The sequence below is a fragment of the Arthrobacter sp. BF1 genome, from assembly GCF_056680215.1.
This window is the reverse complement of the sequence record NZ_CM155271.1, coordinates 3,043,148-3,057,091: the sequence shown is the minus strand read 5'-3', so window position 1 is coordinate 3,057,091 and position 13,944 is coordinate 3,043,148. Positions and strand designations below refer to the sequence as shown.

General features: G+C 62.9%; 12 protein-coding genes. 11 read left to right on the top strand and 1 reads right to left on the bottom strand.

The features are described 5' to 3' along the window. The 5 genes from rpsG to AC1MCD_RS14295 all read left to right on the top strand — a co-directional run bounded on the left by rpsG (nucleotide 1) and on the right by AC1MCD_RS14295 (nucleotide 8,979). The gene (gene rpsG / locus AC1MCD_RS14315) at nucleotides 1-471 is read left to right on the top strand and encodes a 30S ribosomal protein S7 (protein WP_214960735.1); all 471 of its coding nucleotides are present in this window, start codon (nucleotides 1-3) and stop codon (nucleotides 469-471) included. Between the two features lie 69 nt (nucleotides 472-540). Next, the gene (gene fusA / locus AC1MCD_RS14310; RefSeq protein ID WP_498672883.1) at nucleotides 541-2,655 is read left to right on the top strand and encodes an elongation factor G; all 2,115 of its coding nucleotides are present in this window, start codon (nucleotides 541-543) and stop codon (nucleotides 2,653-2,655) included. A 263-nt stretch (nucleotides 2,656-2,918) separates the two neighbouring features. After that, entirely contained in the window at nucleotides 2,919-4,109 is a 1,191-nt protein-coding gene (gene tuf / locus AC1MCD_RS14305) for an elongation factor Tu (RefSeq protein WP_190987326.1), read from the top strand. A gap of 154 nt (nucleotides 4,110-4,263) precedes the next feature. Further along, nucleotides 4,264-8,823 carry a hypothetical protein gene (locus tag AC1MCD_RS14300; protein ID WP_498672882.1) on the top strand — a complete coding sequence of 1,520 codons (4,560 nt, stop codon included), beginning with the start codon at nucleotides 4,264-4,266 and terminating at the stop codon, nucleotides 8,821-8,823. 30 nt (nucleotides 8,824-8,853) lie between these two features. After that, on the top strand, nucleotides 8,854-8,979 hold the full coding sequence (locus AC1MCD_RS14295) for a hypothetical protein (RefSeq protein WP_498672881.1): 126 nt from the start codon (nucleotides 8,854-8,856) through the stop codon (nucleotides 8,977-8,979). 7 nt (nucleotides 8,980-8,986) lie between these two features. On the opposite strand, the gene AC1MCD_RS14290 is transcribed toward AC1MCD_RS14295, so the two are convergent. Further along, entirely contained in the window at nucleotides 8,987-10,423 is a 1,437-nt protein-coding gene (locus tag AC1MCD_RS14290) for a GH1 family beta-glucosidase (protein WP_498672880.1), read from the bottom strand. Between the two features lie 433 nt (nucleotides 10,424-10,856). On the opposite strand from AC1MCD_RS14290, the gene rpsJ reads away from it, so the two are divergent. The 6 genes from rpsJ to rpsS are packed head-to-tail and all read left to right on the top strand — an operon-like array spanning nucleotide 10,857 to nucleotide 13,926. Continuing rightward, nucleotides 10,857-11,165 carry a 30S ribosomal protein S10 gene (gene rpsJ, locus AC1MCD_RS14285; RefSeq protein WP_038464699.1) on the top strand — a complete coding sequence of 103 codons (309 nt, stop codon included), beginning with the start codon at nucleotides 10,857-10,859 and terminating at the stop codon, nucleotides 11,163-11,165. 17 nt (nucleotides 11,166-11,182) lie between these two features. Continuing rightward, the gene (rplC, locus tag AC1MCD_RS14280) at nucleotides 11,183-11,833 is read left to right on the top strand and encodes a 50S ribosomal protein L3 (protein ID WP_108599010.1); all 651 of its coding nucleotides are present in this window, start codon (nucleotides 11,183-11,185) and stop codon (nucleotides 11,831-11,833) included. A 4-nt stretch (nucleotides 11,834-11,837) separates the two neighbouring features. After that, nucleotides 11,838-12,461 carry a 50S ribosomal protein L4 gene (rplD, locus tag AC1MCD_RS14275; protein WP_190987323.1) on the top strand — a complete coding sequence of 208 codons (624 nt, stop codon included), beginning with the start codon at nucleotides 11,838-11,840 and terminating at the stop codon, nucleotides 12,459-12,461. Next, nucleotides 12,458-12,763 carry a 50S ribosomal protein L23 gene (gene rplW / locus AC1MCD_RS14270; RefSeq protein ID WP_018773664.1) on the top strand — a complete coding sequence of 102 codons (306 nt, stop codon included), beginning with the start codon at nucleotides 12,458-12,460 and terminating at the stop codon, nucleotides 12,761-12,763. Before rplD ends, rplW begins: the two co-directional genes overlap by 4 nt. Before the next feature lie 29 nt (nucleotides 12,764-12,792). Continuing rightward, nucleotides 12,793-13,632, top strand: a complete 840-nt coding sequence (rplB, locus tag AC1MCD_RS14265; protein WP_164205891.1) for a 50S ribosomal protein L2 — start codon at nucleotides 12,793-12,795, stop codon at nucleotides 13,630-13,632. A 12-nt stretch (nucleotides 13,633-13,644) separates the two neighbouring features. Next, on the top strand, nucleotides 13,645-13,926 hold the full coding sequence (gene rpsS / locus AC1MCD_RS14260) for a 30S ribosomal protein S19 (RefSeq protein ID WP_011692805.1): 282 nt from the start codon (nucleotides 13,645-13,647) through the stop codon (nucleotides 13,924-13,926). The last annotated feature ends 18 nt before the right edge of the window (nucleotides 13,927-13,944 follow it).

Below are 13,944 nucleotides of genomic sequence, written 5' to 3'. Positions count from 1 at the left end.
ATGCCTCGCAAGGGTCCGGCCCCTAAGCGGCCGCTAGTCATTGATCCCGTTTACGGTTCCCCGCTGGTCACCCAGCTGATCAACAAGGTACTCGTCGACGGCAAGAAGTCCACCGCAGAGCGCATCGTTTACGGTGCCCTCGCCGGTGCGCAGGAAAAGTCCGGCGGAGACCCGGTTGCTGCCCTGAAGAAGGCCATGGAGAACATCAAGCCGAGCCTTGAGGTGAAGTCCCGCCGTGTTGGTGGCGCCACCTACCAGGTCCCGGTTGAAGTCAAGCCCGGCCGCGCAACCGCGCTGGCGCTGCGCTGGCTGGTTGGCTACTCCAAGGCCCGCCGTGAGAAGACCATGACCGAACGCCTCCGGAATGAAATCCTGGATGCGTCCAACGGTCTCGGTGCCGCTGTGAAGCGTCGCGAAGACACCCACAAGATGGCCGAATCCAACAAGGCCTTCGCACACTACCGCTGGTAATACTTCCCGGACGCCGCCGGCTCTACAGAGCCGGCGGCGAACGTGTAGTCCATCCGAAAGGGAGACACCGTGGCACAGGACGTGCTTACCGACCTTAGTAAGGTCCGCAACATCGGCATCATGGCTCACATCGATGCCGGCAAGACCACCACCACCGAGCGCATCCTGTTTTACACGGGTGTGAACCACAAGATCGGCGAAACGCACGACGGCGCTTCGACGACTGACTGGATGGAACAGGAGAAGGAACGCGGCATCACCATCACGTCTGCCGCCGTAACCTGCTTCTGGGAAAACAACCAGATCAACATCATCGACACCCCCGGCCACGTTGACTTCACCGTTGAGGTTGAGCGCTCACTGCGCGTCCTCGATGGCGCTGTCGCCGTCTTCGATGGCAAGGAAGGCGTGGAGCCGCAGTCCGAGACTGTTTGGCGCCAGGCTGACAAGTACAACGTCCCGCGCATCTGCTTCGTCAACAAGATGGACAAGCTCGGCGCTGACTTCTACTTCACCGTCGACACCATCGTTAACCGCCTCGGTGCCAAGCCGCTGGTTATGCAGCTGCCGATCGGTGCCGAGAACGACTTCATCGGCGTCGTCGACATCCTGGAAATGCGCGCGCTGGTCTGGCCGGGCGACTCCAAGGGTGACGTCACCATGGGTGCCAAGTACGAGGTCCGCGAGATCCCGGCTGACCTCCAGGAAAAGGCTGAAGAGTACCGCGCAGCGCTCGTTGAGACCGTTGCAGAGTCCTCCGAAGAGCTCATGGAGAAGTACCTCGAAGGCGAAGAGATTTCCGTCGAGGAACTCAAGGCTGGCATCCGCAAGATGACCATCAACTCCGAGCTTTACCCGGTCTTCTGTGGTTCCGCGTTCAAGAACCGTGGCGTTCAGCCGATGCTCGATGCTGTCATCGACTACCTGCCGAACCCGCTCGACGTCCCCCCGATGATCGGTCACGATCCCCGCGACGAAGAGAAGGAAATCGTCCGCGCGCCTTCCTCTGAGGAGCCGTTCTCGGCTCTGGCGTTCAAGATTGCCGCGCACCCGTTCTTCGGCCAGCTCACCTTCATCCGCGTGTACTCCGGTCACGTGGAAGCAGGCGCACAGGTGGTCAACTCCACCAAGGGCAAGAAAGAGCGCATCGGCAAGCTGTTCCAGATGCACGCCAACAAGGAAATGCCCGTTGATGGCGCTACCGCCGGCCACATCTACGCAGCGATCGGTCTGAAGGACACCACCACGGGCGACACCCTGTGCGACTCTGCCAACCAGATCGTTCTCGAGTCCATGAGCTTCCCGGAGCCCGTGATCTCTGTTGCCATCGAGCCGAACACCAAGGGTGACCAGGAGAAGCTCTCCACGGCCATCCAGAAGCTCTCCGCTGAGGACCCGACCTTCCAGGTCTCCCTCAACGAAGACACCGGTCAGACCATCATCGCCGGCATGGGCGAGCTCCACCTGGACATCCTGGTGGACCGCATGCGCCGCGAATTCAAGGTCGAGGCCAACGTTGGCAAGCCGCAGGTCGCGTACCGCGAAACCATCAAGAATGTTGTTGCGCGTCACGACTACACGCACAAGAAGCAGACCGGTGGTTCGGGCCAGTTCGCGAAAATCCAGATTGCCATTGGGCCGCTGGACACTTCCGAGGGCGAGCTGTACGAGTTCGAGAACAAGGTGACCGGTGGCCGTATTCCTCGCGAATACATCCCCTCGGTTGACGCTGGAATCCAGGATGCACTGAACGACGGCGTCCTGGCCGGCTACCCGGTTGTTGGCATCAAGGCGACGCTGATTGACGGCGCTTACCACGATGTTGACTCCTCGGAAATGGCGTTCAAGATCGCCGGCCGTATGGCTTTCAAGGAAGCCGCACGCAAGGCGAACCCTGTCCTGCTTGAACCGCTGATGGATGTCGAGGTCCGCACCCCTGAGGAATACATGGGTGAAGTTATTGGTGACCTCAACTCCCGCCGTGGCCAGATGCAGTCCATGGAAGATGCACAGGGTGTCAAGGTCATCCGTGCGCACGTCCCGCTGTCCGGCATGTTCGGCTACATCGGTGACCTGCGTTCAAAGACCCAGGGCCGCGCTGTGTACTCCATGACGTTCCACAGCTACGCCGAGGTCCCGAAGGCATTTGCCGACGAGATCATCCAGAAGAACCGCGGCGAGTAGTCTTTACGGCTTCGCAGCAAAAAACTCGGGTGCGTTTCCGGTTGACGGAAACTCACCTGGTGCAGATGGCCGGAGCCCGGTCGAGATGCAGTCCGGTCAAGCCGGGCCGCGGCCATCTGCACGAACAGGCTCTAGGCACTAGTATTAGTTCCTGAATCTGCAATTTCACCAATCCAAAGCCCCCCAAGTAGACTTGCTTGAGTTTCTGCCGCGACAAGCGCGGTTGAAGGGTAAGTCATTTGAAAACGTTCTAGGAGGAACCTGTGGCAAAGGCAAAGTTCGAGCGGACTAAGCCGCACGTCAACATCGGCACCATTGGTCACGTTGACCACGGTAAGACGACGCTGACTGCCGCCATTTCCAAGGTGCTGTACGACAAGTACCCGACTCTCAACGAGAAGCGTGACTTCGCGTCCATTGACTCTGCTCCCGAAGAGCGTCAGCGCGGCATTACCATCAACATCTCCCACGTTGAGTACCAGACCGAGAAGCGCCACTACGCACACGTAGACGCTCCGGGTCACGCTGACTACATCAAGAACATGATCACCGGTGCTGCACAGATGGACGGTGCAATCCTCGTGGTTGCCGCCACTGACGGCCCGATGGCTCAGACCCGCGAGCACGTTCTGCTCGCCCGCCAGGTTGGCGTTCCCTACCTGCTGGTCGCGCTGAACAAGTCCGACATGGTTGACGATGAGGAACTGCTGGACCTCGTCGAAATGGAAGTACGTGAGCTCCTGAGCTCGCAGGGCTTCGATGGCGACGAAGCACCGGTTGTCCGCGTTTCGGGCCTGAAGGCTCTGGAAGGCGATCCCGAGTGGGTCAAGTCCGTTGAGGAACTCATGGAGGCCGTGGACAATTCTGTTCCGGACCCCATCCGCGACCGCGACAAGCCCTTCCTGATGCCGATCGAAGACGTCTTCACGATCACCGGCCGTGGCACCGTTGTTACGGGCCGCGCCGAGCGTGGAACCCTCGCCATCAACTCCGAGGTCGAGATCGTTGGCATCCGCCCGATCCAGAAGACCACGGTGACCGGTATCGAGATGTTCCACAAGCAGCTCGACGAAGCATGGGCCGGCGAGAACTGTGGCCTCCTGCTCCGCGGTCTGAAGCGTGATGACGTAGAGCGTGGCCAGGTTGTCGTCAAGCCGGGTTCCATCACCCCGCACACCGACTTCGAGGCCAACGTCTACATCCTTTCCAAGGACGAAGGCGGACGTCACAACCCGTTCTACTCGAACTACCGCCCGCAGTTCTACTTCCGTACCACGGACGTAACCGGCGTTATCACCCTGCCGGAAGGCACGGAAATGGTTATGCCTGGCGACAACACTGAGATGACCGTTGCGCTCATCCAGCCCATCGCCATGGAAGAGGGCCTCGGCTTCGCTATCCGCGAAGGCGGCCGCACCGTTGGTTCAGGACGCGTTACCAAGATCATCAAGTAATTACTTGCTGACCTGGTGTTGGCAGGCCGCTTGACGGTCCGCTAATACTTATCAACAGCCCCGCTGCGTATCTACGCGGCGGGGCTGTTGTTTGCTATCGTTAATCCAATCACTGGATTAATTGTGCGGACTGGTCTGTGCTGGAGGTATCACGTTGAGGGACGAATCATATGAGGCGGGGTACCGCGCGGGTCATCTCCAGGGGTGGCTTGATGCCGTGGCCAAACTCCAGGCGGCCGGGCAACTGACAGGCCGCGGCGAGCCGTCGCAGCCGCTTTCCGGCGCCCCGTCCGCGGGACGTACGACGGCGGCACCCGGCGGCGTGCCTGCGCTGGCTACGGTTCCGGTCACCGATGTTCCGGTTTCGTTAACACCTGCGTCGCCCTTGGCTGAAGTCTCGGCGTTGCCTCCTCGAGCGCCCCAGCCCTTTCCTGCACGCGTAACCATCCAGGCTCCGCCGGCGTCGCCGTCGCAATCCCCGGCCGCTTCCGTTCAGAACTACCCGGAGACGCCGGCCGAGCGCCAGGCGCGACGCGAAAAGCGTGACCGCCAAAACATCAATATCACCCTGTACGTAGCCAGCCTTCTTCTTGTGGCTGCCGCTGCCTTGTTCATCGGCACAAGCCTCCCGCCCATGATGCGGTTCGCCGGGGTTGTCACCGTTACGGCTTTGTTCTATGGCGCGGGTTTTGTACTCCATGCCCGGGTGCCGCGGCTCCGGCCGGCTGCGGTGGCATTCACTGGCACCGGACTTGCCCTTGTCCCGGTGACCGGCCTGGCGCTGTACAACTTCGCCCTGCCAAACAGTCCCACAGCCTGGCTGTTGACGTCGTTAGTGGGCACCATAGCCTACGTCGCGGCGGCTGTCCGGCTTGAGAGCCGGGTGCTTGTCTACCTTTCGCTGACGTTCCTCGCCTCCACGGCGTTCTCCGGCGTCTCCGTCCTCGGCGGCGCCTTGGTCTGGTATTTTGCGTCTCTGATAGGTGTGGCCGTATTGCTGACCGTCCTTGCCCTGGCGCGGCCCGGCTGGCTGCCGCCCGTGTACGTCAGGCCCCTCATGGTCCTGCACCCCTATGTGGTTCCGGCGGTGGCTGCCGCTGCCACCTGCGTCCCCCTGTACCTGGACAAAGCCGAATACGCGCTGATCCTTGCGCTGTGCGGGGCCTACTTCGCATTGATGTCCGTTGTCCCCGGGCCGTGGCGGCTCCGTAACTTCTACGCGGCGCGGGCTGCCCTGACTGTTGCTGCCGCCGTCGCGGTCTGGAATCTGACCGGCCGGGGGAGCGACGCCCTGCTGACGGCCAGCGTCCTGCTCGCTGTCCAGGTGCTTGGCCTGGCGTTGTTGTCTGCCCGGTTGGCGGCAGTATTTACCGGCACGGAGCTTCCCGGCCAGAGTGCGGGAGCTCCTCAGCGGGCTTCCCAAGGTCCTCCCGCCGGCGCTTCCCGCAGTGTTGCCGGTGCCCGCTGGCCGGCCGATGCCGTGGTCACCTTTGCGCTGCAGCTCGCGGCCACGGTGGCCTTTGGCGTTGTCCGGGAAGTCGCCGGCTTCGTCCAAGGATTTGTGAGCGAGGGTTTGGCCGACAGGGAGCTGGCAGTGCCGCTGTGGATTCCGGTGGCATGCTCACTCGTGGCAGGCATGGTGCTGGCTGCCACCTTGCGTGGCCGCACCGAGTGGGCGCCCGTAGCTGCCCTTGCCATGGCGGGGCTGGCAAGTGGGCCCCTGGGCGCGTGGCCCCTGGCCGTGATGCTCTTGCTGGGCTCCGGTTATTGGGCTGCCCGTGGAGCCTTCTCGGCAGGAACAGCCCGTGGACGCCTCGTTTTGGGAGCCCGCGTAAGCCTGACGCTGGCTGTGCCCGTGACCGTGGCGGCCGTGATCGTGCAGGGGCCTGGTCGGGATGAGGCCTCGGCGTTCGCACTTTTGCTGGCACTGGTGTGCCAGCAACTCCTCACCGCCACCCTGCAGCGTTCCGGGGTGGCCGCTATTGCCCCGCAGGCCACGTTTGGAGCATTCGGGTCCGCGGCAGCCCTGGTCCTGATCGGGTTGCCGTTCCTCGAGGCCGCACCGGGCCACACACTGACGGCCGTGGCCCTGATGGTGCAACTGCTGGCGGCATTCGGTGTTGGGGCCATGATGCTTCCGCGTCCTGCTGCGGAGAAGGACTGGTCCGCGACTGCCTGGGAAGCAGTGCCGCTTGCGTTGTCCGTGATTGCTGTTGCCGTCGCCTTCCAATCGGTCTCGCAGACTGCCGGGAACGTGGCGTTGCTCTTCGTGGTGGCCTATTTGGTGATCACCGCCATGCGCCTGCCGCTGCGCCAGCACCGCTGGACCTACTGGTGGTTCGGCCGGGCGGCAGCAACGGTCCTCACCCTGACGGCCTTTAACCAGCTCCAACGGGACGCCGGCCCCGTGGTGCTCGCGGATGAGGTGGTGCGCCCCGCCATGGTCCTCGTCACGGTACTGGCACTCCAGCTGTGCCTGCCGCTGCTGGCGGCAGCACGCCGTCGTGCTCCCCGCTGGATTGCCGCAGACGCTGCCGCAGTGATCCTCCTTCAGCTGGTGGCCACCGCCCTTCTGGCGCAGGCCGATTCCGCAGGATGGCAGCACACCTCCGCTACGGTACTTGCGGGCTTGGGCGGCGCTGCGTCAGGTTACGTCCTCCGCCGGGAGGCAGGTGCCGTCTGGTTGGCACCGTTCGCGTTCGGCTCACTGCTGGCGTTCAGTGACGGCAGCCTCCTGATCGTTGAACTCGCTCTGGGTATCTTCGCCGTCTACGCCACCCTGATGGTGGTGGCCGAGCCGCAACGTGCGGGGAAGGGCTGGTACTTCGTCGCGGCCCGGGTTCTGACCGCAGGCCTGGCGTTGGTACTGAGCTACGACATCACTGCTTCAGCCACCGTGGTCTCGGTGACCTTTGCCTTGGTGCTCGCCGCCCAGCATGGAGTCCGTTGGGCGATGCGCGCACGGCTGGCCGAGGTCCCCTACCAGCAGGCTGCAGTCTGGATCACGCTGGCAGGGCAGGCCATGCTGCCTCTCGTGTATGTGGCGGGGCAAAGAGCCGCCAGGCTGCCGGCTCAGGATAACGACGGCGGCCGCTGGGTGGTGCTGTTCGAACTGCTCCTGCTTCTTGTCTCCGCCGTCGTGGCCCGCAAACTGTTCGCAGCCCGTGGTTCCCTTTACTTTGCGGTGTATGCGGCACTATTCGGCGTTCTCGCCCTGGGCCCGCTGGTCACTTTCGGCGGGACGTTCCTCGTCTCCGCGGTGTTGAGCCACACCGGGACCGCTGCGGTGCTGCTGTCCGTAGCGTTGCTCGCCGTTGCGGCCGGAGTCCTTCGCCGCAGGCGCAACGTGGAGACTGGAGATATTGAGCATTGGCTCTGGCTGGTGACTGCAGGCTCCTTCGCTGGTGCCGGCCTGGTCATCTCCCCGTTGGCGGCAGGCTGGGCGACTGGTGCTGCCGTTCTGGTTCTTGCCGTGGTGCTGTTTGCGGCTTCGCACGTCGAAGACCAGGCGCTGCTGTACCCGCCGGCAGCATTGGCAACACTCTGGGGTGCCATTGCGCTGGCGGGCGAGGCCCTCCCGGACACAGCGGGAGCCTGGGGCGGTTTCTTGCCGTGGTTGGTAGGCGCGGGCACGGCCTCGCTCGCCCTCTATGCTGGCCGGCTGATTCGCGGCGAAGCGTTGGAGGCTGGCCGTTTGAAAGCCGGCCGCTTGAGAGCCGGCCGCGTGGACGAGGGACACATGGACGCGGGAGGAGTCGATGCGGGCCGCTTGGACGAGGGCCGGGTGGCCGCCGGCGAGCTGGATGGCGACCCGGTGCGTCGCTGGTCGCTTGCGGGAGGCGCCTTCCTGGGTCTGGTCCTGGTGGCCATGGCCGGGATCAGGCACGATGCCACCTCCTGGACGGCCGCAGCGGTCCTGGCCGCCGCCGTCGGAATCGCTTACCGGGAGGCCCCAGCAAAGGCGCGGCGTATTGCCCTGGAGGTGGGTGCCCTGGTTCTCACCGCAGCGGTTCAGCGCGCCGCCATCTTTGCCCTGGATGGGCCGGACCGGCCTATCGGCCGGCAGCTTGCTGGCCTTCCCGATCCGTTCTGGGTGGCTCAATGGTACGTAGTCCTGGGCGCAGTCCTCGGCGGGTGGCGCTACGTCTCCGGCCATCAGCGTGCCGGACGGTTCCTGGTGGGTGCCGCCGCCGGGCTGCTGTCGCTGGGTGGTCTGGGTGTTGTCTTCGGCGGATCCGGGGCGCAACAGTTGTGGGTGCTGGTCCTGCTGGCGCTACTGCTGGTGGCTGGCCTCGTTGCCGGCGAACGGCTGTTTGTCTGGTGGGGCGCGGCGGGTGTGGCAGCCTGCATTCTGTGGGCGATGAGGCATTACACCTTCCTGCTCCTGGCGGTGATTGCCGTGGGGCTAATCGCCTTTGCCGTCTGGCGCTTGAACCGCGGCCCGGCCGGCGCGGGACCCGACGCTGCGCCCGGCGCGGGACCCGACGCTGCGCCCGACGCGGGGCCCGGGACTGGGCCCGCAGCTGGAGCCGTAGCTGGGCCGGTAGCGGGACCGGACCCCTCGACCGGCGTCTGGCCCAGCGGTGACAGGGTGCGGCCATCCGGCCCATTTCCGGGTGTTGGTGACAGGGAGCAGTCGACGGAAACAGGGGACAGCGGGTCTGCGGCAGGGAGGGGTTCCGCCGCGACAGGGCGGCCGTCCCGACGGCACTGATAATGTTGCTAACAGCGAGAGGAGTACATCATGGAATGGCTGATTTTTCTGATCATCGCGGCTGCCGTGGTCGCCGGAGGGTTCTGGGCTAAAAAGAATTTCCGCAACGAGATCGACCGCGCCAAGCGCATTAACCGCGCCAACAAGAACCAGTAGCCGGGCCTCAGCCAGCCAACGGTTTCCGGGCCTGGCTGAGCGCCCTGTACCAATAGAACGACTCCTTCGGGGTGCGCTCCAAGGTGTCAAAATCCACGTGCACCAGGCCGAAACGCTGTGAGTATCCGGCAGCCCATTCAAAATTGTCCATCAGAGTCCACACGTAGTAGCCACGAAGGTCGACATCTTCGGCGATGCCGCCAGGGGCTGTTGCCTCCAGCGCATGGTGCAGATGGCCCGCGAGGTAGTTGATCCGCTGATGGTCATCAATGGGGCCCGTCACGTGCTCCGGCTCCGGGAAGCTGGCGCCGCTTTCTGTGATGTAGAGCGGCGGCAAGGCGTCCCGGTAGCGGTCCTTCAGCTCGCGCAGCAAAATTCCCAGATGGTCAGGGGCCACCGGCCAGCCGAAGCCCGTGGTCCCGTACTCGTCGAACGGCACCTGATGGGCCGGGATCCGGATCATCGCTTCCGCCGGCACCGTGAGGTCCTCGCCGGTGCCCTGGCCGGCGGCCACCTTGACGGGCTGGTAATAGTTCACGCCGTAGAAGTCCACGGGCTGATGGATGATGCGGAGATCGGCGTCGGAAATCTTGGGCAGGGAACGCAACCACGGCTTGGCGAGCCGCAGCGAGAAGGGGTACCGGCCCAAAAGGATTGGATCGGCGTAGATCCGGTTCAGCATCAGGTCGAACACTTTGGCAGCAGCCCTGTCCCTGATTCTTCCGGAGGCCGGCCGGACGGGGGAGTGCAGGTTGGTTACACCGATGCCGCCCCGGACGCCCTCTGCACGCAGCGCCTGAGTGGCCAAGCCGTGGGCAAGCAGTTGGTGGTGCACCGCGGGAAAAGCGTCAAAGAGGAGGTAGCGGCCGGGCGCATGCGTGCCCAGGGCGTAGCCATTGAGCACCACCGAGGCCGGCTCATTGAGCGTGACCCACTGGTCCACCCGGTCACCAAAACGCTTGCCGGCCGCAGCCGAGTATTCAGCAAACCGTTCCGCCGTGACCCTGTTCATCCAGCCCCCGCCGTGCTCCAGGGGCAGCGGCGTATCCCAGTGGTACAAAGTGGCCATGGGGGAGATGCCCGCTTCAAGGAGCTGGTCGATCAGACGGTCGTAGAAGTCAAGGCCCTGCGTGTTGAAAGCGCCGCGACCGTCGGGCTGGATCCTCGGCCAGGAAATGGAAAAGCGGTAGGAGTCGACGCCGAGTTCCTGCATAAGCGTTACATCTTCAGCCGAGCGGTTGTAGTGGTCGCAGGCTACCGCGGGTGAATGGCCGTCCAGGATGGCGCCAGGCTTCTCCACGAAGGCATCCCAGCCGGAGGGGCCCCGGCCGCCGGCGGCCAGGCCGCCCTCGATCTGGAAAGCGGCGGCTGCCACTCCCAGGGTAAAGGTGCGTGGCAGGCGACCTGCCAAATCCTGGATGGAAACGTCATTTTCGACGGTCATTCCCCCATCATCCATTCCGAAGTTGACGAAGGCAATGACTTCGAACCGGGTGGGAGGGGGTAGGCGGCAAGCCGGGCAGCATGGGGTCAGCCGGCAGATTCGCTTCTCCGGATAATATCCGGCATACTAGATGAGTTGTTCAAGCGCTTCTTCGTGTCCCGATCCGGATAATGCCGGGTGTCAGGGTCCAAGTGGAAGACCAAACATAACCCACTCCCCATGGAACTGCGGATTTGTATGCGTGCTAAGCGCGACACGCCCGACCGCGGGGGTCGGTTACGTCGGCAGGTTGAGGAACCCGGATTTATCCGGATTCAGCTTGTGCGGCGGGTGGTAGTTCAGACTTCAAATGCTTCGGCAGCCACATGCAACACGAATAGTGAACAGAGCAGCCCTAACTCAGAGCAGCACTAACGAAAGAGAGTCAGGCGACATGGCGGGACAAAAAATCCGCATCCGGCTGAAGTCATACGACCACGAGGTCATTGACGTTTCAGCCCGGAAGATCGTTGAGACGGTCACGCGCGCAGGCGCAACGGTAGTTGGCCCTGTGCCGCTGCCTACGGAGAAGAACATCTACTGCGTAATCCGCTCTCCGCACAAGTACAAAGACAGCCGCGAGCACTTTGAAATGCGCACGCACAAGCGTCTTATCGACATCATCGATCCCACGCCGAAGGCTGTTGATTCGCTTATGCGTCTCGACCTGCCGGCCGACGTGAACATCGAAATCAAGCTGTAGGGAGGTGCTGAGAGACTATGACCGCAACCCGTAACGTAAAGGGCCTGCTGGGCACGAAGCTCGGCATGACCCAGGTCTGGGACGAGAACAACAAGCTCATCCCCGTCACTGTGGTCCAGGCAGATTCGAACGTCATCACCCAGCTGCGCAACGCAGACACTGATGGCTACGTCGCTGTACAGATCGGCTACGGCCAGATCGATCCCCGCAAGGTCACCAAGCCTCTGGCTGGTCACTTTGAAAAGGCAGGCGTCACGCCTCGCCGCCACGTCGTCGAACTGCGCACTGCAGATGCTGACACTTACGAGCTGGGCCAGGAGCTTTCTGTTGAGCTCTTCGAAGCCGGCCAGAAGATCGACGTTATTGGCACCACCAAGGGTAAGGGCTTCGCCGGTGTTATGAAGCGTCACGGCTTCCACGGCGTTGGAGCTTCCCACGGTGCCCACAAGAACCACCGTAAGCCCGGTTCAATCGGTGGCGCATCCACCCCGAGCCGCGTCTTCAAGGGCATGAAAATGGCCGGCCGCATGGGCGCCGTTCGTCACACCACGCTGAACCTCACGGTTCACGCAGTTGACGTCGAGAAGTCGCTGCTCCTGATCAAGGGTGCCGTCCCCGGCGCCCGCGGCCAGGTCGTACTCGTACGCACCGCCGTGAAGGGAGCCTAGTTCAATGACTAGCACTGTCAAGGTTGACCTGCCTGCAGAGATCTTCGACGTTCAGACCAACGTGCCGTTGCTGCACCAGGTCGTCGTTGCCCAGCTCGCTGCTGCTCGCCAGGGTACCCACAAGACCAAGACCCGCGCCGAGGTTTCCGGTGCAGGTCGCAAGCCGTTCAAGCAGAAGGGCACCGGCCGCGCCCGTCAGGGTTCAATCCGTGCTCCTCACATGACCGGTGGTGGCGTCGTCCACGGTCCCACACCGCGTGACTACAGCCAGCGCACCCCCAAGAAGATGATTGCTGCTGCACTGCGCGGCGCACTGTCTGACCGGGCACGCAACGGTCGCATCCACGTTGTTGCTGAACTGGTGGAGGGCACCAAGCCGTCCGTCAAGACCGCACTTGCAACGCTGCGCGGAGTTTCCGAGCGCAAGAACCTGCTGGTTGTCATCGAGCGCGCCAACGATGTTGCAGCACTTTCCGTGCGCAACCTCGCCGGTGTTCACGTTCTGTACGCAGACCAGCTGAACACCTACGACGTACTCGTCTCTGACGACGTTGTCTTCACCAAGGCTGCCTACGAAGCATTCGTTGCTGACAAGGCAGTGGCAAAGAACGAGGAGGATGCCAAGTGAGTGCAGCCACCATCAAAGACCCGCGCGACGTCGTGCTTGCACCCGTCGTATCGGAAAAAAGCTACGGCCTGATCGATGAGGGCAAGTACACCTTCCTGGTGGACCCCCGCTCGAACAAGACCGAGATCAAGCTGGCCGTGGAGAAGATTTTCTCCGTCAAGGTCGAATCGATCAACACCATCAACCGTGCCGGTAAGCGCAAGCGCACCAAATTCGGATGGGGTACCCGCAAGAACACCAAGCGTGCAATTGTGAGCCTCAAAGAAGGCACCATCGACATCTTCGGCGGTCCGCTCTCGTAGCGGAGACCACTTTAACGAGGAAATAAATTATGGGAATCCGTAAATACAAGCCGACTACACCGGGCCGTCGTGGCTCGAGCGTAGCGGACTTCACCGAAATCACGCGGTCGACTCCGGAAAAGTCGTTGGTACGTCCGTTGCCCAAAAAGGGCGGCCGTAACAACACCGGTAAGATCACGACCCGTCACAAGGGTGGTGGCCACAAGCGCCAGTACCGTCTGATCGACTTCCGTCGCCACGACAAGGACGGCGTCAACGCCCGCGTTGCCGAAATCGAGTACGATCCGAACCGTACGGCTCGCATCGCCCTCCTGCACTACGTTGATGGCACCAAGCGTTACATCATCGCCCCGAACAAGCTCTCCCAGGGTGACGTCGTAGAGGCAGGTGCCGGTGCTGACATCAAGCCCGGTAACAACCTGCCCCTGCTCAACATCCCGGTGGGTACCGTAATCCACGCAGTTGAACTGCGCCCGGGTGGCGGCGCCAAGATGGGCCGCTCCGCCGGCGCATCGATCCAGCTTGTTGCCAAGGAAGGCCGCTTCGCCCAGCTGCGTCTGCCTTCCGGCGAAATCCGCAACGTTGATGTGCGCTGCCGCGCAACCATCGGCGAGGTCGGCAACGCCGAGCAGTCGAACATCAACTGGGGTAAGGCCGGCCGTATGCGGTGGAAGGGCGTTCGCCCGACCGTCCGTGGTGTCGCCATGAACCCGGTTGACCACCCGCACGGTGGTGGCGAGGGTAAGACGTCCGGTGGACGTCACCCCGTCAACCCGAACGGTAAGCGTGAGGGCCGCACCCGCCGCCCGAACAAAGAGAGCGACAAGCTTATTGTGCGTCGTCGTCGTACTGGCAAGAACAAGCGATAGGAGCCTGGACACATGCCACGCAGCCTGAAAAAAGGTCCTTTCGTTGACCAGCACCTCTTTGTGAAGGTGGACAGGGAAAACGAAAAGGGCACCAAGAACGTCATTAAGACCTGGTCCCGCCGTTCGATGATCATCCCCGACATGCTCGGGCACACGATCGCCGTGCACGACGGACGCAAGCACATCCCCGTGTTTGTCACTGAGTCGATGGTCGGGCACAAGCTCGGCGAATTCGCTCCTACGCGGACATTCCGCGGCCATGTCAAGGACGACCGTAAGGGCAAGCGCCGCTAGGCGCCTGCACTTACGTCA

Bases quoted from the DNA above. Each gene is read 5' to 3' on its own strand.
- rpsG (WP_214960735.1), top strand. From the start codon at position 1: ATGCCTCGCAAGGGTCCGGCCCCTAAGCGGCCGCTAGTCATTGATCCC.
- AC1MCD_RS14295 (WP_498672881.1), top strand. From the start codon at position 8,854: ATGGAATGGCTGATTTTTCTGATCATCGCGGCTGCCGTGGTCGCCGGA.
- AC1MCD_RS14290 (WP_498672880.1), bottom strand. From the start codon at position 10,423: ATGACCGTCGAAAATGACGTTTCCATCCAGGATTTGGCAGGTCGCCTG.
- rpsJ (WP_038464699.1), top strand. From the start codon at position 10,857: ATGGCGGGACAAAAAATCCGCATCCGGCTGAAGTCATACGACCACGAG.
- rplC (WP_108599010.1), top strand. From the start codon at position 11,183: ATGACCGCAACCCGTAACGTAAAGGGCCTGCTGGGCACGAAGCTCGGC.
- rplD (WP_190987323.1), top strand. From the start codon at position 11,838: ATGACTAGCACTGTCAAGGTTGACCTGCCTGCAGAGATCTTCGACGTT.
- rplB (WP_164205891.1), top strand. From the start codon at position 12,793: ATGGGAATCCGTAAATACAAGCCGACTACACCGGGCCGTCGTGGCTCG.
- rpsS (WP_011692805.1), top strand. From the start codon at position 13,645: ATGCCACGCAGCCTGAAAAAAGGTCCTTTCGTTGACCAGCACCTCTTT.